Here is a 20,547-nt window from a genome sequence, read left to right as displayed (position 1 = left end):
CCGTCCGTCCCGCAGGAGCCGCCCTCAGCGAGCCCAGTACGCCCTCGCGACCGGACGCCGCAGTCCCTCATATTCGACGGACGGCCAGCGGTCGTCGACCGTCAGCACGTCCCAGCCCTCCGCCGTGCGCAGCATGGTGTCCTCGACCTTGAGCCCCGGTGCGGTCGGATTCCACGCGAACGCCTGATTCTCGACGAGACGATCGACCGTGGACGCCGCAGCGCGGGGGTCGCGTCCGGCATAGCCGCTCGGCCCACCCTGGTGGTGCCGCTGCCACTCGTCGGCGTCGAAGCCGAAGCGGGCGTACGCCGCCGTGCCCGCGGCGAACGCCTCGTCAAGGCGAGCGCCCGGCACCGATGCGTCGAGGAAAGCACGCTCCACGCCGAGCAGCGGTTCCTCGTCGACAGGTGCTCCGATCCAGCGGGTGGCGTTGGCGATCAGCCCGTCACGGCGACCGCACACCACGACCATGGCCCGATCTCCGAGCACGCCCGCGGTCGGAAGCGGATGCCGGAACGCACCGCGATCAGCGCCGGCGACGAGCACGACGAGCGGATCGATCCCCCGGGCGATGAACTCCGCGGCGACCACCGCCGCGACCGCGCGCTCGGTCTGATCCGATCCGACCCGGCTCAGCACATCGGTCAAGGTCTCGGCCGTCTCGCGCCCGAGGATTCGGTACCTCGCGGTCTCGGCGGGCAGCATCCGCGCTCGCGCTGCGCGGAGCTCTGCCGCCACCTGCGACTCCGGAACGCCCGACCGCTCGGCCGCCGCGATCGACGGCGGGATCCACCACGGCACCCGCACCACGCGCTCGGCATCCTCCGGCAGCAGCTCTTCGGCGATCAGTCGATCCGCCTCGTTCGCGGCGACGAACAGCACATCTCCGTGCGTCTCCGCGCGCACCGCGAGCACCGGCGGACCCGCGAGCGACACATGCGTGCGCGCGCCCTCGAGGTACCACGACACCGCCTCGTGCGAGGTGAGCACGAGCGTCGCACCATCGACGTCGCGCCGCACTCGCGCGAGACGATCCTGCTTCTCGATGCGGTCTTCGGATGCTCCGGCCACGCGATCCTCCTCGTAGAACGTTTTCTCGTAGTATGACGACAGCCGTGACCGATCGCGGAATGGAGGGATGCTGATGGCACGCGAATCCTCTCGCCCCGGCATCACCGACGTCGCGAAGCTCGCCGGCGTCTCGCTGTCGACCGTGTCACGGGCGATGAACGGAAACCCCACGGTCGACCACGCTCTCGCGGAGCGCGTGCGGGCCGCCGCCGCCGAACTCGGCTACACCGCGAACCCGGTGGCTCGGAGTCTGGTGCTCGGCCGCACCCAGACGGTCGCGGTCGTCATCCCGGATCTCGAGAACCCGACCTTCCAGGCGGTCCTCCGCGGGCTCAGCCGTGCAGCGACTGCCGATGGTTACCACGTGCTCGTCGCCGATTCCCGCGAAGATCTCGACGAGGAGCACGCGCTCGCCAGGGCGACACGACTGCGCACCGACGGCGTGATCCTGTGCGCTCCTCGAATGCCCGAAGAGGAGCTCGCGACGCTGCTGCCCGCGCTCTCCCCCGCCGTCGTGATCAACCGCGGGCCGCAGATCAGCGCTCCCGTCGTCGGCGCCGACTACGGCTTGGGCATGCGCGAGATCGTCGACCATCTGACGTCTCTCGGCCACCGCCGGCTGGTCTATCTCGCCGGAGCGACGCGCAGCGTGACGCACAAGGCGCGACAGGAGGCGATCGCCGCAGCGGTCTCCCGGCTCGACCGGCTCGAGGTCGAGGAGATCACCGCGGGGGTCGACTTCGACAGCGGCACGGCCGTCGCCGATCAGGTGCTCGCGAGCGGTGCGACCGCCGTGATCGCCTACAACGACCTCGTCGCGATGGGCCTCCTCTCGGCGCTGACCGTGCGCCGCGTCGAGGTACCGGGCCAGCTGTCGATCACCGGCTTCGACGACATCCCGTTCGCCGCCTACACGTCGCCGCCGCTCACGACCGCGGCGGTTCCGGCTGTCGATCTCGGCGCAGCAGCCTGGGCCGCCATGCACGCCCAACTCACCGGCGGCGAACCCACCCCGGCGCTCACGCTGACGCCGACCCTGGTCGTGCGCGGAAGCACCTCCGCCCCGCGCGAGGACTGAGCCGCCTCCGCCCGAGTGCTCGGCTTCCGCCCTGTGCTATCGTCGAGAAAACGTTTCCTGAGTTCGAGATCACAGAAGGATCACGATGACGAAGACCCGTTATGCCCTGGCCGGTGCCGGAGTCCGCGCGCAGATGTATGTCGATGCGATCACCGGAGCGCACCGGGACCGCGCCGAACTGGTTGCGATCGTCGAGCCCAACCCCGTGCGCGCCGCCTTCCATTCCGGACGCGCGGTCGACGCAGGCGCCTCCGCTCCCCGCCTCGCGACCCCCGACGAGCTCGAACAGGTGATCCGCGACGAACGCGTCGACCGGGTCATCATCTGCTCGCGCGACGATCTGCATGCCGAGCTGATCGTCCGCTCGCTCGAGGCCGGTGCCGATGTCGTGGTCGAGAAGCCGCTGACGATCGACGCGGCGAGCGCGGCCCGCATCGAAGAGGTCGTCGAACGCACCGGCCGACAGGTGGTGCTGACGTTCAACTACCGGTACTCCCCCCGCAACAGCGCGCTGCGCCGGATCATCCAGGACGGCACGATCGGGCAGGTCACCTCCGTCGACTTCCAGTGGATGCTCGACACCAACCACGGCGCCGACTACTTCCGCCGCTGGCACCGGGACAAGAAGAACTCGGGCGGTCTTCTCGTGCACAAGTCGAGCCATCACTTCGACCTCGTCAACTGGTGGATCCGCTCGCAGCCGACCCGCGTCTACGCGTCGGGCGGTCTGCGCTTCTACGGCGCCGAGAATGCGGCCGGCCGCGGCCTCGGCGAGCGTCCGGCGCGAGGAACCCACGACGGGGGCGACCTCTTCGAACTCGACCTCCGCACCGACGAACGCCTGACCGCGCTCTACCTCGACGCCGAGCAGCACGACGGCTACGTGCGCGACCTCGACGTGTTCAGCGAGGGCATCACGATCGAGGACAACCTCGCGCTCGTCGTCGACTACGTCTCGGGCGCGACCATGTCGTACTCGCTGAACGCGCACTCGCCGTGGGAGGGCTATCGCGTCGCCGTCAACGGCACGCTCGGCCGCGTCGAGCTCGAGGTCGTCGAACGCGGAGCCGTGCTGGCCGGTGAGGGCCTGCATCCCCACATCGACCCGAGCCTCTCGGGCGGCGACGGCACCACCGCACTGCGCCCTGAAGGCGAGCGCATACTCGTGCAGCGGCACTGGGAAGCGGCCTACGAGGTGCCCATCGACGGCGGCGACGGCGGACACGGCGGCGGCGACGCCCTGCTCCTGTCCGATGTCTTCGAAGGTCCGGGCGATGACCCGCTCGCGCGGCCGGCGGACTGGACAGACGGCATCCGCTCCATCGCGGTCGGCATCGCGGGCAACCGCTCCCTCGAGACCGGACTCCCCGTGAGGGTCGACGAGCTCGGGATCGCCCTGCTCGCACGCCGATGAGGATCGTCGTCACCGGCGGGTCCGGGCGACTCGGGCGCACGCTCGTGACAGGACTCGCGGATGCCGGACACGAGCTCATCTCCGTCGACAGAGAGCCGATCGCACACCTCGACCGCGCCGGGATCACTCAGTTCTCCCTCGATCTGACCGATGCGGATGCCACGGCGTCGGCGCTCGCGGGCACACGAGCTGACGCGGTGATCCACCTCGCGGCGATCGCGGTGCCCTTCAGCGCACCCGAAGACGTGATCCTGCGCACGAACGCCGCCCTCGCGCAGTCGGTGCTCGGCGGAGCCGTGCGTGCAGGCATCCGCCGCGTGGTGGCAGCGTCGAGCCCGACGGTGATCGGCTACGGCGCACCCCGCGGCTGGACTCCCGAGCGCCTCCCCCTCGACGAGACATCGCCCACCGAACCGTGGAACGCCTACGCCCTGTCGAAGCTGCTGATCGAGCAGACGATCGACATGCTGCGGCGCCAGGCGGGCGACGACGTGCGGTTCGCATCCTTCCGCCCCTGCTACGTGATCGCCCCCGAGGAATGGGCCGGCGCTCCGACCCAGCAGGGGCACACCGTGCTCGAACGCCTCGATGACCCCGCCCTGTCGGCACCGGCGCTCTTCAACTACATCGATGCCCGCGACGTCGCAGTCTTCGCCGACGCCCTGCTCGACGCCCTCGACGACATCCCGAACGGCGAGCGGTTCTTCGTCGGCGCCGACGACGCGCTCGCCCGCCGCCCGCTGAGCGAGCTGCTGCCGCAGTTCCACCCCGGCACCGCGCGGGCGGCGGCCGAGCTCACCGGCACTGCGCCCGCGTTCTCCTCCGCCAAAGCCGCTCGCCTGCTCGGCTGGCGCGCCGCGCGAACCTGGCGCACGGAGCTCGCCGCAGGACGCGCACTGCGGTGACCACCATCCGGAGTCTGACGTCGCGTCTCCAGCGGGTGCCGCTGACGCGTCCGTGGGCTGCCGACGTTACGTCGGTCGGTATCATCGCGACCCACGTCGTGCGCTCAGACGGCGGCGAAGGATGGGGTTTCTCGTGGAGCCCGCAGATCGGCGCACCCGCAGTGCAGTCGCTGCTGCAGCACGACATCGCTCCCGCTTCCGTGGGCCGATCCGCTGTTCCCGGCGAGGCCTGGCAGAGCCTGTGGGAGCACCTGCACGAAGCGGGCGGCGGTGGCATCACGACGATCGCGCTGGCAGGGCTCGACCTCGCGCTGTGGGATGCCGAGGCACGCGCTGCCGACACCTCGGTGTCGCGCCTGATCGGCCGCCGCCGTGAGCGCGTGCGCGCCTACGGATCGGGCGTGAACCTGCACTACCCGCTCGACGAGCTGCTCGCCCAGGTGCAGCGCTGGATCGATGCGGGGTTCGATGCCGTGAAGATCAAGGTCGGAAAGCCCGATCTCTCGGAGGACATCGAGCGCGTCGCCGCCGTGCGCGCGCTGCTCGGACCCGATCGCGCGCTGATGATCGACGCGAACCAGCGCTGGGATCTCGACCGCGCGACGACGTCGATCGACGCACTGTCGCGCTTCGATCTCGCCTGGATCGAGGAGCCGCTGCGGGCCGACGACCTCATCGGCCACACCGAGCTCGCCCGTCGCATCGACGTGCCCATAGCGGTCGGCGAGAACCTGCACACGGTGCACCGCTTCGCAGACTTCCTCCGGGCAGGCGCCGCGCAGATCGTGCAGCCCAATATCGTGCGTGTCGGCGGAATCACCCCGTTGCTCCGCATCGCCGGGCTCGCCGCCTCGCATGGCGTCGCCCTGCATCCTCACCTGCTGCCAGAGCTCTCGGGCCAGCTCGCCCTGACGCTGCCCGACACCGCATCCGAACCGCTGGTCGAGGATGTGGAGGATGCCGGATTCGGTGCGCTCGGCGCTCTGGCCGACCCCTCGCCCGTGACCGTCGCCGACGGTTTCCTCACGGAGAACGAGCATCACGGCCTCGGCATCCGCTTCTCCCCCGTTCTCGGAGACGAGGCTGGACGCGACCTGACGATCTGACGACCTGACGCACGGCCCGCGCACGACAGCACCCTCCCCGTCGCAGAACGGAGAGGGCGCTTCGTCGTTCGGACGGTCTGAGATCAGGCCGGCGTCAGCACTCCCGCGTTCGCGCCCTCGAGCAGCTGCTCGACCTGCTCGTGCGTGACGTCGACACCGGGGAATCCGATCAGTCGGCCGATCGGGAACGATGCCATCATCTTCTGCATCGCCTCGTCGTTCGGCATCATCGAGGCGGCCGGCGAGTCCGCACCGGTCAGCTCTCCCAGGAATCCGCCGAGGGCGCCCATGACGATCGGGCCAGCTACGGGGTGCGCGAGGACATCGCCGATCGACGAGTTCATCGTGAGGGGAAGCGAGACGGCATCGCCCTCGACCTGCACGGTCGCGGAAGAACGGATGTCGCGGCTCGACGCGGCGACCTCGACCGTGTACTCGCCGCTCTCGACGACCCAGCGGTCGACGCGCACGTCCCAATAGGCGAGGTCCTCTCGGCGCACGATGAGCTCGACGGTACGGGTCTCACCTTCAGCGAGCGCCACCGATGCGAAGGCCTTGAGCTCGCGGGGCGCGCGCTGCACGACGGAGGTGACCGGGGCCGCATACACCTGCACGATCTCGCGGCCGTCGCGGGCTCCGGTGTTGGTCACATCGACCCGCACGACGATGTCGCCGCTCTCGCTCGCCGCGACCGACGCCTCGCCATACGAGAACGTCGTGTACGAGAGGCCGTACCCGAAGGGGAAGGTGACGTCGAGGCCCTTCGCGTCGTACCAGCGGTAGCCGACCAGCACGCCCTCGCCGTAGCGGACGTGACCGAACTCACCGGGGAAGCTGCCGAACGAGGGGTTGTCCTCCAGCCGCACCGGAACGGTCTCGGTGAGCTTTCCCGACGGGTTCACCGCACCGTAGAGCACGTCGGCGACCGCGCCGCCGCCGGCCTGGCCGAGCAGCCACGTCTCGACGATCGCCGGCACCCGCGCGGCGAAGGGCAGCGCGACGACGCCGCCGTTAGAGAGCACGACCACCGTGGTGGGATTCGCCGCGATCACGGCGTCGAGCACCTCCAGCTGCGCAGCGGGCAGATCGATGTGCTCGCGGTCGAAACCCTCGGATTCCTCGGCAGCCGGGAGGCCGAGGAACACGACGGCGACATCGGCTGCGGACGCGACGGCGACGGCCTCGGCGCGCAGGTCGTCGGCCGAACGGCCGGATGCCGCGATGGCGCCACCTTCGACCGCGAAGCCGGCAGCGTACGTGACGTTCTCTCCACCCACGGCACGGAGCTCGTCCCACGCGGTGTCGACGCGGGTGGGGTTGATGAGCGAGGATCCGGCTCCCTGGAAGCGCGGCTCGGTCGCGAAGGCTCCGATGACGGCGATCCTCTGCTCGACGGCGAGCGGCAGCACGTCGCCGTCGTTCTTCAACAGCACGATCGAGCGTCCGGCCGCTTCCCTCGCGAGCGCATGGTGCGCGTCGACGTCGAGAGGACCTGCGACGGCCGGGCGCCGCTGCGCCTTGCCCACGAGATCGATCGCACGGTCGGCTGCGGTGTCGAGCACGCTCTCGTCGAGCTCGCCGGCGCGCACCGCGGCCACGAGCTGAGCATCCGTCCGCCCGCCCGACGACGGCATCTCGAGGTCGAGACCGGCGGCGACGCCGGCCACGCGGTCGTTCACAGCACCCCAGTCCGAGACGACCACGCCGTCGAAGCCCCAGTCATCGCGCAGCACCTGTGTGAGCAGCCACGGGTCCTCCGAGGCGTAGACCCCGTTGATGCGGTTGTACGAGCACATGACGGTCCACGGCTCGGCATCCTTGACCACGCGCTCGAAGCCGCGCAGGTAGATCTCGTGCAACGGACGCGGGTCCACGTCGGAGCTCGCGCGCATGCGATCGAACTCCTGATTGTTGGCCGCGAAGTGCTTGAGCGAGGTGCCGACGCCCTGCGACTGCACTCCACGCACCGAGGCCGCACCGAGGATCCCCGAGACGATCGGGTCTTCCGAGAAGTACTCGAAGTTGCGACCGCACAGGGGCGACCGCTTGATGTTGATGCCGGGACCGAGCACGATGGCGACGTCTTCGATGGCCGCCTCGACGCCGATGGCCGCGCCGACGCGCTCGACGATCTCGGGATCGAACGACGAGCCGATGCCGACAGCGGGAGGGAAGCAGGTCGCCGGCACACTGCTCGAGAGACCGAGGTGATCGGTGCCGCCTGCTTGCTTGCGCAGGCCGTGCGGGCCGTCGGTCATCATGATCGACGGCAGACCGACGCGCTCGATGGCCTTCGTCGTCCAGAAGTCCGCACCGCTGGTGAGCGATGCCTTCTCCTCGAGGGTGAGATCGGATGCCGATGTATCGGTCATGATGTTCCTTTCGCGGCGACGGCGGTGTCCTGCGAAAACTATATGCCAGTAAGTATTGGATCTCAAACGTTGTTCAGGATTACTCTCGAGGGATGGCACGACGAGGTTCATACGCGAAGGGCGTCGCCAGACGCGAGGAGATCCTCGAGAGCGCTCTCGATGTGATCGGCCGCAAGGGCTACCAGAACGCCTCGCTCAAGCAGATCGCCGAGCTGGTCGGCGTCACCCCCGCCGCGCTCCTGCACTACTTCGGCAGCAAGGAGGAGCTCTTCACCGAGGTGCTGCGCAAGCGCGACGAGCACGACGGCATGATGCCGCAGACGCTGAATCCGGTCGACGGCAAGTCCGCGTTCATCGATGTGATCCGCCACAACACCGAGGTCCCCGGAGTCGTCGAACTGTTCTCACGCCTCTCGGTCGACGCCGTCGACCCCGCGCATCCGGCCCATCAGTACTTCCTCGAGCGCAGCGAGAAGCTCCGCGAGAGCATCACCGACAGCTTCGTCCACGACGCCGCCCACCGGGCGACGCTCGACCCGGACACCATGGCACGGGTGATCCAGGCGGTCGCCGACGGGCTGCAGCTGCAGTGGATGATCGACCGCTCCGTCGACATGCCGGGCATCATCGGAGCCCTCATGGACGTGCTCTACCCGCCGACCGATCAGCCGGAGACGCCTACGCGCTGAACGCGGAGAACCGCCCACACCCTGACAGGCAGGAGGGGCGGTTCTTCGGGATGGTCCGTGCGGTCGGCGTGGACGTCAGCGGACGTTTCCGTTCGAGCAGGTCTGCTGCGCGGCCGAGTTGCCCTTGATCGTGTCAGGCAGCGCCACGACGTTCTCAGGTGTCGCCGCAGGGTCAGGCGTCGCCGCCTCGGCACCCGCGTCGGCGGGCGTCTGCGTGGCCGGATCCGTCACGACGACTCCGTCGTTCTCGGTGTTCTGATGCGTGACCTGCAGCTGGGCGTTCTCGTTGATCGCGTTCCACATGGCCTCGGCGGACTCCTTGTCCGGCACGACGCGGTTGGGGTCGGCCGGGTCCGCGAACGTCGGGTACTGCAGGAAGACGATGTCCTCGAACGGCACGGACTTCACCGCGAGCGCGATCTGCACGATCTTCATCGGGTCGGCGAGCGAGGTGCTCGCCTCGACGTTGTCGAGACCGGTGGTCGCGAGCTTCAACATCATGGGGACGTTGCCGAGCGTCTCGCCGCTGATCAGCGTGCGCGCCAGGCTCGACATGTACTGCTGCTGGTTGCCGATGCGTCCGAGGTCGCTGCCGTCTCCGACGCCGTGGCGGGTGCGGAGGAACTGCAGAGCGGTGATGCCCTCGATCACGTGGTTTCCGGCTGCCAGATCGAGGCCCGTGTAGCGGTCCTTGATCGGAGAGGCGAGGCACACCTCGACGCCGCCGATCGCATTCGTGATCTCGATCACACCGCCGAACGTGACCGATGCCGCGAACTGGATCTCCTGACCGGTGAGGTCGGAGACGGTCTTCGCGACGCAGTTGAGTCCGCCGTCGGTGTAGGCGGTGTTGATCTGCTGCTTGCTCATCGCGGAGTGCACGTCGCCCTCGGCGTCTTCGCACTCGGGGATCGGCACCATCATGTCTCGGGGCAGGCTGACGACGGTGATGCGGCGGGGCTCCTCCGACACGTGCAGGAGGAGATTCACGTCATTGAGCGTGCCTTCGGAGTCGGCGCCGGTGCAGCGTTCGCCGAAGTACTGCGCATAGGCCTCTTCGCACGTGTCGACACCGGTGAGGAGCATGTTGAATCCGCCCTCGTACTCGCTGATGTCCGGCGGCAGCTCCTCGGTGCTGTCCAGCTCGACCGCGTTGGCCGAGACCGTGCTCGAGAGGTCGTAGACGATGTACGAGACGACGCCGAAGCCGCTCACCAGGACGACGGCGAGACCGATCGCGATGAACGTCAGAAGCTGGCTGACGGGGCCCGGCGAGTGGAGCTGTCCGTGTCGCGCGATGGTACGACGGCGTCGGGTGTGAGGACTCACTCGGTGCCTTTCGGTTTCAGCGTGCGGTGCGGGGGGACACCGTTCCCTGGAATGCGGAGGGTGTGGGATTCGAACCCACGAGACATCTCTGCCCACTGGTTTTCAAGACCAGCTCCATCGGCCACTCGGACAACCCTCCCGACAGACGAATCTGCCGACAAGCCGTGAGTCTAGCCGAGTTCTATTCTCTCGCGCTGACCTGGGCGGCCGCTGGAAGCGTGTTCAGTGCCATTGCGAGCCCGCCGTCCTCGACGTCGCCGGTCACCTCGCCCGCGGCATCCTTGACCTCTGCGGGCGCCTGCCCCATGGCGACGGCACGGCCGTCGAGCCCCAGCGCCCACCCGAACATGCCGATGTCGTTGCGTCCGTCGCCGGCCACGAAGACCTGCCCGCGCTCGAAGCCGAGCTCGGTGCGCACGCGCTCGAGCGCCGTGCCCTTGTCGACGCCCTGCGGCGCGATGTCGAGCCACGCCGTCCAGCCGATCGCGTACGAGACCTCGTTGAGTCCTGCGTCCGCGACGAGGCGGTGGAAGTCCTCCTCATCGTGCCCCGGCGACACGACGACGACACGGGAGACCGGCTCGGCGACCAGCTCTTCGAAGCCGACCTGTCGTCCGCCGTCGAGCGTCCAGTCGTCCAGGTGCTCGGTGTACAGCCTGAGCCCCGAGCCGAGCTCGACCATGTACCGGGCCTCCGGCAGGCGGTCGCGCAGGAGAGCGAGCACGGGAGACGGATCGAACGTCTCGATGTGCCACCGCTCCCACTCGTCGCCCACCCGACGCATGGTCACCGCTCCGTTCGAGCACACCACGAACTGCGGGGTCAGCTCGAGCTGCTCGACCCAGCGACGCGTGGCCATCCAGCTGCGTCCGGTGGCGATCGTCACCTCATGACCGGCATCCCGCAGCCGCGCGACGGCCTCGGGCACGCCGGGGCTCATCGTCTCGTCCTGCAGGATGATCGTTCCGTCGACGTCGAGCCCGACGAGCCAGGGGGCCGTCACGCGGTCGGCTCCAGAACCTCGAGCCCGCCGAGGTACGGCCGAAGCACCTCCGGCACGCGCACAGAACCGTCGGCCTGCTGATGCGTCTCGAGCAGTGCGACGATCCAGCGGGTCGTCGCGAGCGTGCCGTTGAGGGTCGCCACGGGCTGCGTCTTCGCGGTCTGGCCCTCGTGAGCCTCGGGCCGGTGTCGGATGTCGAGGCGGCGGGCCTGATACGTCGTGCAGTTCGAGGTGGAGGTGAGCTCGCGGAAAGCACCCTGCGTCGGCACCCACGCCTCGATGTCGTACTTGCGCGCTGCACTGGAGCCGAGGTCGCCTGCTGCGACGTCGATCACGCGATAGGCGAGGCCGAGCGAGGTCAGCATCTCCTCCTGCAGCGCGACGAGACGCAGGTGCTCAGCTTCCGCATCCTCCGGGTTCGTGTAGACGAACATCTCGAGCTTGTTGAACTGGTGCACCCGGATGATGCCGCGGGTGTCCTTGCCGTGCGAGCCCGCCTCGCGGCGATAGCAGGTGGACCAGCCGGCGTACCGCAGCGCGCCCTTGCCCAGATCGAGGATCTCGTCCTTGTGGTATCCGGCGAGCGCGACCTCGCTGGTGCCCACGAGGTACAGGTCGTCGTCCTTGTCGAGGTGGTAGACCTCGTCTGCGTGCTCGCCGAGGAATCCGGTGCCCTGCATGATCTCCGGCCGCACCAGGGTGGGCGTGATCAGCGGGACGAAGTCGTTCTGCAGCGCCTTGTCGAGCGCGAGGTTCATGAGCGCGATCTCGAGACGAGCCCCGACGCCGCGCAGGAAGTAGAAGCGAGCACCAGACACCTTCGCGCCGCGCTCCATGTCGATCGCGCCGAGGATCTCACCGAGTTCGAGGTGATCACGGGGTTCGAAGTCGAATGCGGGCACCTCACCGACTCGGCGCAGCTCGACGAAATCGGCCTCGCCCCCGGCGGGGACGCCGTCGATGACGACGTTCTCGATGCGTGCGAGAGCAGCGGCCAGGGCCTCGGCAGCCTCGTTCGCCGCCTGCTGCGCCTGCTTGACGCGCTCGGCGAGATCCTTGGCCTGCGCCACGAGCGCCGCCTTCTCGTCTTTCGGCGCCTTCGCGACCTGCTTGCCGAACGCGTTCTGCTCGGCCCTCAGCTCCTCGAACGCGGCGAGCGCCGCGCGGCGCGATCGGTCGGCCTCGAGCGCGATGTCGACGGTGCCCTGGTCGTTGCCACGGGCGGCCTGAGAACGGCGGACGATCTCCGGATTTTCGCGGAGGAGTGCGAGGTCGATCATCCACCAAGTCTATGGTGCGGCCCGGGCGCGTCCGCCGCGACCGGGTGGGTCGACGCCCGGGTTAGAGTAGCGCCATGACCACGAGCGCCACCGGCCGACGTCAGGCAGTGCTCATCTACAACCCGATCAAAGTCGACGAGAAGCATCTGCGGGCGAGAGTCCGCGCGCTCTCGAGCGAGGCAGGGTGGGAGCACCCGGCCTTCTATCCGACCACGATCGAAGACCCCGGCCAGGCTGCGACGGCCCAAGCCCTCGCCCGCGCTGTGGATGTCGTGCTCGTGGCCGGCGGAGACGGCACGGTGCGCGCGGTCTCCGAAGCCATCGCGAACACCGGGGTGCCACTCGCGATCCTGCCGAGCGGCACCGGAAACCTGCTGGCGCGCAACCTGGGGCTCCCGCTGGCCGACCCGGACGAGATGATCCGCGCGGCGCTGGGCGAGTTCCGCCACGCGATCGACATCGGCTGGGCGCGCCTGACGCGGGAGAACGGCGAGCACGAGGAGCACGCCTACGTCGTTCTCGCGGGCGTCGGGCTGGATGCCGACATGATCGCCAACACCCGCCCAGACCTGAAGAAGTCGGTGGGATGGATCGCCTACGTCGACGGAGCCGCGAGGTCGCTCGTGACCGCCGAGCCGTTCCGCTCCGTGTTCCAGATCGACGACGGCCGCCTGCACTCGACCAAGGTGCACAGCATCCTGTTCGCCAACTGCGGCACTCTGCCGGCGGGCATCTCTCTGATCCCCGACGCGTCGATCACCGACGGCGTCCTCGACGTCGCCGTGATCCAGCCCACCGGCATGTGGGGCTGGCTCGGGGTCTGGCGCAAGATCTGGTGGGACAACTCGGTGCTGCGGCGCTCACGCGCCGGTCGCCGGGTGCTCGAACGTCGGGGCCGGGATGCCTCGGTGCACTACTTCCGCGGAGCCGCCGCCGAAGCGGCCGTGACCTCCCCCACCCCGATCGAACTCGACGGCGATGAGTTCGGGACCGCGGTGCGCATCACCTGCCGCGTCGACCCCGGGGCGCTCCTGCTGGCCCTTCCCGCCGACCATCCGGTCGCGTCGTTCTGATCGCTGCGGCTCGGGCGTCCGAGTGCTGCGTCAGCCCCGTACCTCGACCGTGCCGTCGAGGCCGCCGCCGACGAGCGTGAGAGTGAAGGCGTCGTCATCGACGGCATCTTCGCCGAACTCCAGGATCGTCGCACGCGGCGCCATGTCCATGGTGCACACCTGGTCGTCGTCGGTCGCGAAAGTCGCCGTGCCCGAGGCGCCAGAGCCCTCGAGGTCCTCGACCACGGGGGCGCAGCTCGACGAGCCCCAGGTGAGCAGGACCAGCGAGCCGTCGTCGAACCAGCCGGCGGTCGGCGCGTACTCGGTCGATGAGCCGGGAGTGCCGGTGAACGAGGGGTCGCCGTCGAGATCGAGGTCGTCGACGACGTCGCCGTAGGTCACCTGCAGGGTGATCTCCTTCGTCGGGTCGACACCTTCCGGCAGCGCACCGACGCTCGCACGCGACGCCAGGTCGGCCGTGCATGCCTTCTCGCCGTCTCCCTCGGACTCCGGTTCGACGAGTATCACCGAGACGGTCTGCCCTTCCGCCGTCACCGTGTCGACCTGCGGAACGCAGGTGGAGGATCCCCAGGTGACGACGGCGAACATCCGGCCGTCGTCGAGCAGCGTGCCTTCGACGTCATCCGAGTCGTCCGTGCTCTGGCCGGGCCCGCTCGAGGGGTTCGAGGTCGCCTGCGACCCGGTGGCCCCAGGACCGATCGTGCACCCTGCGACGAGCAGCACGGCGGCCAAGGACGAGAGTGCGGCGATGACACGCGATGGGGATTCCATGCACACAGGGTACCGGCCGCAGTCTGCGGAGGGCACCCCCGCCTAGCCGCCCTACTGCAGCGCCGAGGTGAGGCGCGCGAGGTTGTCGAGGACGGTCGAGCGCAGAGGCTGCTGCATCCACTCCTCGAGAGTCAGCTCCCTGCTGAGGGAGCGGTAGACGTCTTCGACGGCGCGCATCTCGGAGACGAACTCCTCGCCCCGCACCAGCATCGACACCTCGAGGTTCAGACCGAACGAACGCATGTCCATGTTGCTCGAGCCGATCACGGCGACCTGGTCGTCGATGGTGAGGCTCTTCGTGTGCAGGATGTAGGGCTTGCGGTACATCCAGATCCGCACCCCGGCCTTGAGCAGCGCCTCGTAGTAGCTGCGCTGCGCGTGATAGACCATCGCCTGGTCTCCCTCTTCGGAGACGAACAGCTCGACCGCGACTCCACGGTCGACCGCGGCGGTGACGGCGAGCAGCAGCGCTTCATCCGGCACGAAGTACGGGCTGACGATCATGATCTTCTCTTTGGCCGCGTAGAGCAGCCCGAGGAAGAGACGCAGGTTGTTCTCGACCTCGAACCCGGGCCCCGACGGCACGACCTGGCAGTCGAGATCTCCCGACCCGGTCTCGGCGTGCGAGATGTCGATCTCCTGCAGGACCTCGTCGGTCTCGCTGTACCAGTCGCTGAGGAAGATGGCGTTCACACTCAGCACGACGGGGCCGTCGATGCGGACCATGAGGTCGACCCAGTGCAGACCGCGCTTGATGTTCTTGGGCAGGTTGTAGGTCGAGTCCGTGACGTTCTGCGAGCCGAGGAAGGCTACTTTGCCGTCGACGACGAGGAGCTTGCGGTGGTTGCGCAGGTCGGGCCGCTGCATGCGCCCCTTCAGCGGCTGCACCGGAAGCATCAGATGCCAGTTCGCGCCCATGCGATCGAGCCGCCTGACGGTCTGCCGATACTTCGGCTTCCATCTGTTCGCCCAGTGGTCGAGGAGCACGCGGACGTGCACGCCGCGCTCTGCGACCTCTTCCATCGCGCGGAAGAAGTTGTCTGTCGAGGCGTCGGCCTGGAGGATGTAGAACTCGATGTGGACGTAGTCCTCGGCCTTGCGGATCTCGTCGGCCATCGCGTCCAGCGACTCCTGATAGTCCGCGATCAGATGCGCGCCGTTGTCCCCCGAGATCGGCAGCGCTCCGAGCCTGTGGTTCATCTCGACGAGCGGGGGGAACCAGCTCGGCGCATCCGGTCGCAGGGTGCCGAAGTGCAGGTGCTCGCTCGTCTCGGCGATGTACTCGTTGATCTGATCCTGCTTGCGGCGGCGGGCGCGCGGCAGGCGCGGGTTCCCGATGAGCAGGAAGAGGAAGACGCCGATGAACGGGATGAAGAAGACAGCGAGCAGCCACGCCATCGCCGCAGTGGGTCGCCGGTTGCGCGGGATCACGATGATCGCCGTGATGCGGATCGTCAGGTCGAGGGCGATCAGGAACGCCGCGGTCCACCAAGCCCAGATCTCGGGCGTCATCCCTCGTCCTCTCGGCCGGTCGGCACTGCGACGCCGGGCGCGTCAGTGGGCACCGCGGACGGTGCGCTGGCTACACAGTAGCCGATGGTGCCGACGCCGCTCAGGAGCGCGGCGGCAGACCGCGCGCGGCCCGCTCCTCGGCCTCGATCCGTGCGTGCACCTTGCGTTCGGTGCGATCGAACCGCAGGATTCCGCGGAGCACGAAGAAGAACACGACGCTCACCCCGATGGTCGGGATGATCGACCATGCGGCTGCGAGCCAGAAGTTCTCCATGGCTCCATGGTACGCGACCCACTGCTCCTCCACACTCGGGGGCCTGCAGCTGATCGACGATCGGCGCTGTGGAATCGGACCGTCACGACAGCGGTGCGATGAGACTCGCCGGATGACAACACTGCTCCGTGCTTCCGGCTCCGCTGAGTTCCTCAGCATCGTCCCCTCCCTCGCAGGCTTCACCCCGACCGAGAGCCTCGTCCTGCTGCCGTTCCGAGGCACACGCACCTACGGTGCGATGAGACTCGACCTCCCCCGCGACGACGTCGAGCTCGAGGACTACGCGGATGCTGCGGTCGGTCTGGTCTCCCGAGTCGAGCGGACGGATGCGGTCGCCCTCGTCGTCTACACGGACGAGGCTGCGCAGCAGACGCGCGATGGGCTCGTCCTTCCCTTCGCCGTGGAGGTCGACGAACTCCTCGGGCGCGCGGAGGACGCGGGACTGCGAATCGTGGACGCGCTCTGCGTGACCCCCGGCGGCTGGTCGAGCTATCTCGTCGGCGACCCGCAGCTCCGCGCTCTCGATCGCACGGCCCCTGAGGTGCCCGGCGTCGGCGACGTCTCAGGCGACCAGCGTGCCGGCGCTGTTCTGCCGACCGCAGGCTTCGCCGACAGAGAGAGGGTGGGGCGAGCGCTGCGTGACGTCTCCGACCTCCTCGCGCAAGGCGGAGAGGCCCGGCCGACGGGCACCGAGAACCCCCAGGCGATCGCTGCGCTCGTGCTCCTCGAAGACATCCCGGCATTCTTCGAAGCCGTGCTCGCGTCACCCGATGATCTGCCGCCGTTCGCCACCGCCGCACTCCTCTGGTGCCTCGAGCGCCCGCTGTTCCGAGATGTGGCACTGACGCAGTGGGCGACCGATGTCCGCGGCGGCGAACGCACACTCGAGGCGCAGCTCACCTTCGCCGACTCCGGTTCCACGGTGCCGGACGACCTCGGCGAGGTCTTCCTCGGTCGAGGGCCCACTCCCGATCCGGAGCGGCTCGGGGCCGCCCTCTCACTCGTCCGGACCGCCGCATCGCTCGCGCCGCGAGACACCAGGCCCGCACCGCTCACCGCTGCGGCATGGCTCTCGTGGGCGCTCGGCCGATCGAGTCACGCCGGGCAGTACCTCGATCTCGTGCGGGCGATCGACCCCGAATACGGCCTCGCCGCGCTGCTCGAGACGATGATCAACGCGGCGATGCTGCCGGAGTGGGCGTTCAGACGCGGCGCGACGCCCGCTACTTGACCAGCGGGAACAGGATGGTCTCGCGAATGCCGAGCCCCGTGATCGCCATGAGCAGGCGATCGATCCCCATGCCCATTCCCCCGGACGGCGGCATGCCGTGCTCGAGTGCCCGCAGGAACTCCTCGTCGACGGGCATCGCCTCGACATCTCCCCGAGCAGCGAGCTTCGCCTGTTCGACGAAGCGCTCGCGCTGGATGACGGGGTCGACGAGCTCGGAATATCCGGTCGCCAGCTCGAAGCCGCGGATGTACAGGTCCCACTTCTCCACCACGCCCTCGATCGAGCGGTGCTCGCGCACGAGCGGCGAGGTGTCGACGGGGAAGTCCATCACGAAGGTGGGGCGCACGAGGTCGCCCTTCACGAAGTGCTCCCACAGTTCTTCGACCAGCTTGCCGTGCGTCGCCTGAGCGGGCAGGTCCACACCGTTCGCCTCGGCGAACGCGATCAGATCCTCGACCGAGTCGCTCGGCGTGATCGTGCGACCGGAGGCCGCCGACAGCGACTCGTACATCGAGATGCGATCCCATTCGCCGCCGAGGTCGTACTCGGTGCCGTCGGCCCAGGTCACCGTGGTCGAACCGGCCACCGCGATCGCCGCCTGCTGCACGAGCTCCTGCGTCAGGGCGGCCATCTGGTTGTAGTCGCCGTAGGCCTGGTAGGCCTCGAGCATCGCGAACTCCGGGCTGTGCGTCGAGTCGGCGCCCTCGTTGCGGAAGTTGCGGTTGATCTCGTACACCCGCTCGATGCCGCCGACCACGGCGCGCTTCAGGTAGAGCTCGGGCGCGATGCGCAGATAGAGCTCGGTGTCGAAGGCGTTCGAGTGCGTGACGAACGGACGAGCGGATGCTCCACCGTGCTGCACCTGCAGCATGGGCGTCTCGACCTCGAGATAGTCATGGCTGCCGAACGTCGCCCGAAGGCTCGCGTTGACCGCGGCGCGGGCGCGCACGGTCGTACGCGCCTGCTCGCGGACGATCAGATCGAGGTAGCGGCTGCGCACACGCCCCTCCTCGTTGAGCTCGGAGTAGGCATTGGGCAGCGGCAGGATCGCCTTCGAGGCGATCGCCCACGCATCGGCCATGATCGACAACTCGCCTCGGCGGCTGGAGATCACCTCGCCGTGCACGAACACGTGATCACCGAGGTCGACGTACTCCTTCCAGTCGGCGAGCGACTCCTCCCCGACGTTCGCGAGCGAGATCATCGCCTGGATCCGCGAGCCGTCGCCGGCCTGCAACGTCGCGAAGCACAGCTTGCCGGTGTTGCGGCTGAAGACCACGCGACCGGCGACGCCGACGACGACACCCGTCTCGGCACCGGCTTCGAGCTCGCCGTACTCGGCGCGCAGCGCGGGGATCTGGTGGGTCACGGGCACACTGACCGGGAAGGCTCCCCCGCCGGCGTCCGCTCGGTTCGCGACCAGACGCTCGCGCTTGGCCAGGCGCACGGCCTTCTGCTCGTGCACGTCTTCTTCGGTGGCGGCGGTGGTCGTGTCGGGCGCGGCAGACGCGTCAGTCATTCGGGGCTCCTTGAAAAGTCGTGTCCAGTTTACCGAGGTCGCGTCCCTCGCCCCGCGGTCGAGTCTGGGTAGCCTCGAAGCATGGCAGCCTCCAGACTCGCCCACGTTCTCGTCACGACCGGTCTCGCCGCCGCTGCGCTGCTCATGTCAGCGGCTCCCGCTGCCGCAGCAGCGCCACCCGCGGCCCCCGCGTCCGGTGCGACGGCGGTCCGCGCCGATGTCGACGACTTCGCGTACGCGTCGTGGGACGCGCGCTACGAGGTGGGGCTCGACGACGACGGGCGCGCCCGCATGCACGTCACCGAGACCCTCACGGCGCGCTTCCCCGACATCGACCAGAACAAGGGGATCGTCCGGGGACTGCCGACCAGCTACGAGAATGCGTGGCTCGATCCGCGTGTGCTGTCCGTGACCGACGAGACGGGCGCCGACGTGCCGTACGAGACCGAGAACGAGGACGGACTGCTGCTGGTCCTCACCGGCGACGACGACTACGTGCGCGGACTCACGACCTACGTCATCGAATACGAGATGCGCGACGTGATCCTCGCCGCCGACTCCGGCGTCGACGAGTTCTACTGGGACCTGCTGCCGCTCGACAGCACTCAGCGCATCGAGGCCTTCCATGCTGAGGTCGCGTTCGACGAGGCGATGACGGATCGGATGACCGGCGACGCGCGCTGCTACGCAGGCTTCCAGGGCTCGACAGACGAGTGCGATCTGATCGCATCCTCGGACGGCTCGCAGCTCAGCGTCGAGGCGACGGAGCTCTCCCCCGGCGAGGGCATCACGATCGCCGTCGGATTCGAGTCGAACACCGCCGCGCAGCCCTCGGCTCGGCAGCCCAACCCCGTGACCGACACAGTGCCCGCTGTCGCCGCGCTCGGTGGACTCGCGCTCTCGGTCGCCAGCTGGTTCACCGTCTCTGCCTTCAAGAGGAACCGGCGCAAGGCCAGCGGCATCATCGTGGCCCAGTACGACGTGCCGGACTCCCTGCCACCGCTGCTCGCCGCCGCGATCGTGCCCGGAGCCAAGGATCCGATCCCGGCCGAGATCATCCACCTCGCTGTGCGCGGCACGCTCCGCATCGAAGAGGGGACGGACGCCGAACAGCCGCGGCTGCGGCGCCTTCCGGGTGGCCGGATCCCCGACCAGCTCGATGTCGAGGCGCTGGACGCGCTGTTCGCCGGCGCGGACTCCGCGGGGGTCGCCGAACTCCCCCACGCGAGCGAGGAATTCGCCGCTCGCATGAAGACCCTGTCGCAGCACGGCATCGAGGCGGCTGTCTCACGCGGGCTCACCACGAAGGCCCGCAGCAGGGGCGCGATGATCGTGCAGTGGTGCGCGATCGGCATCGTGCTGGTCGGCTTCGCCCTGGGCATGTCGGGGATCATCGCGGGGAGGGTCTCGGCGATTCCCGCGTTCGTGGCGATCGCCTTCGGCGCGTTCCTCGTCTTCCTGTCATCCTTCTACAGCTTCTCGAGGCACACGGTGCTCTCTGCCGAAGGGGCTCGGCAGTACGAGTACCTCATGGGCGTGCGGGAGTTCATCCGCGTCGCTGAAGCCGATCGGCTGCAGATGCTCCAGTCGTACTCCGGCGCCGAGCGGCGACAGGACGGCAGCGCGAACGTGATCGTCGTCTACGAGCGCCTGCTCCCCTACGCGATGCTGTTCGGCATGGAGAACGAATGGGGAGCCCTGCTCGAGCAGGTGTACGCCTTCGAGCAGCGCGGGGCGACATGGATCGGCGACCCCAGCACACCGTTCGTCCACGGCCAGCTCATCGCATTCGCCGCCTCTTCGCAGGCTTCCGCGACGTACTCGGCGCCGAGCGCCAGCAGCTCGTCGAGCGCAGGCGGATCGTTCGGCGGCGGCTTCTCGGGCGGCGGCGGGGGCGGCGGCTTCTCGGGCGGTCGCTGA

At 68.8% G+C, this 20,547-nt stretch carries 17 protein-coding genes and 1 tRNA gene; 8 read left to right on the top strand and 10 right to left on the bottom strand.

The features are described from left to right. Window positions 1–24: 24 nt before the first annotated feature. On the bottom strand, window positions 25–1,071 hold the full coding sequence (locus RU09_RS02250) for a M24 family metallopeptidase (protein ID WP_231567449.1): 1,047 nt from the start codon (window positions 1,069–1,071) through the stop codon (window positions 25–27). 73 nt (window positions 1,072–1,144) lie between these two features. Here RU09_RS02250 and RU09_RS02245 point away from each other — a divergent pair, with 73 nt between their 5' ends. The 4 genes from RU09_RS02245 to RU09_RS02230 all read left to right on the top strand — a co-directional run bounded on the left by RU09_RS02245 (window position 1,145) and on the right by RU09_RS02230 (window position 5,574). Then, a complete protein-coding gene (locus RU09_RS02245; RefSeq protein ID WP_042537017.1) occupies window positions 1,145–2,149 on the top strand; it encodes a LacI family DNA-binding transcriptional regulator in 1,005 nt (334 codons plus the stop codon). 85 nt (window positions 2,150–2,234) lie between these two features. Continuing rightward, on the top strand, window positions 2,235–3,563 hold the full coding sequence (locus RU09_RS02240; RefSeq protein WP_042537014.1) for a Gfo/Idh/MocA family protein: 1,329 nt from the start codon (window positions 2,235–2,237) through the stop codon (window positions 3,561–3,563). Continuing rightward, window positions 3,560–4,468 (top strand): NAD-dependent epimerase/dehydratase family protein, encoded by a 909-nt coding sequence (locus tag RU09_RS02235; protein ID WP_042537012.1) that lies wholly within the window; start codon window positions 3,560–3,562, stop codon window positions 4,466–4,468. Before RU09_RS02240 ends, RU09_RS02235 begins: the two co-directional genes overlap by 4 nt. After that, window positions 4,465–5,574 (top strand): mandelate racemase/muconate lactonizing enzyme family protein, encoded by a 1,110-nt coding sequence (locus tag RU09_RS02230; RefSeq protein ID WP_042537010.1) that lies wholly within the window; start codon window positions 4,465–4,467, stop codon window positions 5,572–5,574. The genes RU09_RS02235 and RU09_RS02230 overlap by 4 nt, the downstream gene beginning before the upstream one ends. An 83-nt stretch (window positions 5,575–5,657) precedes the next feature. On the opposite strand, the gene RU09_RS02225 is transcribed toward RU09_RS02230, so the two are convergent. Next, the gene (locus RU09_RS02225) at window positions 5,658–7,946 is read right to left on the bottom strand and encodes a glycoside hydrolase family 3 C-terminal domain-containing protein (protein ID WP_042537008.1); all 2,289 of its coding nucleotides are present in this window, start codon (window positions 7,944–7,946) and stop codon (window positions 5,658–5,660) included. A 92-nt stretch (window positions 7,947–8,038) separates the two neighbouring features. Between RU09_RS02225 and RU09_RS02220 the strand changes: the two genes are divergently transcribed. Continuing rightward, window positions 8,039–8,635: a TetR/AcrR family transcriptional regulator gene (locus RU09_RS02220; RefSeq protein ID WP_042537007.1), complete on the top strand. Its 597-nt coding sequence runs from the start codon at window positions 8,039–8,041 to the stop codon at window positions 8,633–8,635. A gap of 75 nt (window positions 8,636–8,710) precedes the next feature. Here RU09_RS02220 and RU09_RS02215 read toward each other — a convergent pair whose 3' ends face one another. The 4 genes from RU09_RS02215 to serS all read right to left on the bottom strand — a co-directional run bounded on the left by RU09_RS02215 (window position 8,711) and on the right by serS (window position 12,247). After that, a complete protein-coding gene (locus tag RU09_RS02215) occupies window positions 8,711–9,964 on the bottom strand; it encodes an LCP family protein (protein WP_052492826.1) in 1,254 nt (417 codons plus the stop codon). 54 nt (window positions 9,965–10,018) lie between these two features. Next, a tRNA-Ser gene (locus RU09_RS02210) sits at window positions 10,019–10,103 on the bottom strand. Between the two features lie 42 nt (window positions 10,104–10,145). Further along, window positions 10,146–10,967 (bottom strand): HAD family hydrolase, encoded by an 822-nt coding sequence (locus RU09_RS02205; protein ID WP_042537005.1) that lies wholly within the window; start codon window positions 10,965–10,967, stop codon window positions 10,146–10,148. After that, a complete protein-coding gene (gene serS, locus RU09_RS02200) occupies window positions 10,964–12,247 on the bottom strand; it encodes a serine--tRNA ligase (RefSeq protein ID WP_042537003.1) in 1,284 nt (427 codons plus the stop codon). Before serS ends, RU09_RS02205 begins: the two co-directional genes overlap by 4 nt. Before the next feature lie 74 nt (window positions 12,248–12,321). On the opposite strand from serS, the gene RU09_RS02195 reads away from it, so the two are divergent. Next, a complete protein-coding gene (locus RU09_RS02195; RefSeq protein WP_042537001.1) occupies window positions 12,322–13,320 on the top strand; it encodes a diacylglycerol/lipid kinase family protein in 999 nt (332 codons plus the stop codon). A 30-nt stretch (window positions 13,321–13,350) separates the two neighbouring features. Here RU09_RS02195 and RU09_RS02190 read toward each other — a convergent pair whose 3' ends face one another. From RU09_RS02190 to RU09_RS18665, 3 genes are all read right to left on the bottom strand, one after another. After that, entirely contained in the window at window positions 13,351–14,091 is a 741-nt protein-coding gene (locus tag RU09_RS02190; RefSeq protein ID WP_042537000.1) for a hypothetical protein, read from the bottom strand. A 51-nt stretch (window positions 14,092–14,142) separates the two neighbouring features. Next, the gene (gene cls / locus RU09_RS02185) at window positions 14,143–15,603 is read right to left on the bottom strand and encodes a cardiolipin synthase (protein WP_042536999.1); all 1,461 of its coding nucleotides are present in this window, start codon (window positions 15,601–15,603) and stop codon (window positions 14,143–14,145) included. Between the two features lie 100 nt (window positions 15,604–15,703). Next, window positions 15,704–15,877 carry a hypothetical protein gene (locus RU09_RS18665; RefSeq protein ID WP_164481682.1) on the bottom strand — a complete coding sequence of 58 codons (174 nt, stop codon included), beginning with the start codon at window positions 15,875–15,877 and terminating at the stop codon, window positions 15,704–15,706. Window positions 15,878–15,989: 112 nt separating this feature from the next. Between RU09_RS18665 and RU09_RS02180 the strand changes: the two genes are divergently transcribed. Beyond that, entirely contained in the window at window positions 15,990–17,108 is a 1,119-nt protein-coding gene (locus RU09_RS02180; RefSeq protein ID WP_042536998.1) for a DUF4192 family protein, read from the top strand. Here the strand turns inward: RU09_RS02180 and lysS are convergent. After that, window positions 17,101–18,627, bottom strand: coding sequence for a lysine--tRNA ligase (lysS, locus tag RU09_RS02175; protein WP_042536997.1), 1,527 nt, complete (start codon window positions 18,625–18,627; stop codon window positions 17,101–17,103). The genes RU09_RS02180 and lysS overlap by 8 nt on opposite strands. A gap of 81 nt (window positions 18,628–18,708) precedes the next feature. Between lysS and RU09_RS02170 the strand changes: the two genes are divergently transcribed. Further along, the gene (locus RU09_RS02170) at window positions 18,709–20,547 is read left to right on the top strand and encodes a DUF2207 domain-containing protein (protein WP_042536995.1); all 1,839 of its coding nucleotides are present in this window, start codon (window positions 18,709–18,711) and stop codon (window positions 20,545–20,547) included.

The sequence above is a fragment of the Microbacterium sp. MEJ108Y genome, assembly GCF_000834175.1.
GTDB lineage: Bacteria > Actinomycetota > Actinomycetes > Actinomycetales > Microbacteriaceae > Microbacterium > Microbacterium forte.
This window is presented reverse-complemented; position numbering and strand designations above follow the sequence as displayed.